Here is a 270-nt window from a genome sequence, read left to right as displayed (position 1 = left end):
ACCAATGAAAACGGTGCGCGCTACCGCTTTGCCTACGACGTCCTCGACCGCCTGATTGCCGAAAGCGGCTTCGACCATAAGCTCACCGGCTACCGCTACAACGCCGGCAACGAGCTGGTCGAGCAGCGCGAATTCGGCGATGACGCCTCCCTCGCCGCCAAACTGATGGCGCAGCTGGGCGGACAGCCCGTCCCCAAAAAAGACGCCGCCCCGCTTTCAGACGACCTCGACAACCAAACCCCGCTGCGGATTACCGAGTTCAAACGCGAT

General features: G+C 62.2%; 1 pseudogene. It reads left to right on the top strand.

The annotated features are described in order from the left end of the window. Positions 1 to 165: 165 nt before the first annotated feature. A pseudogene (locus HMPREF2572_RS15300) lies at positions 166 to 270 on the top strand (RHS repeat protein); the annotation flags it as partial.

This window comes from Neisseria sp. HMSC064E01 (assembly GCF_001808875.1).
GTDB classification, from domain to species: Bacteria; Pseudomonadota; Gammaproteobacteria; order Burkholderiales; family Neisseriaceae; genus Neisseria; species Neisseria sicca_A.
This window is presented reverse-complemented; position numbering and strand designations above follow the sequence as displayed.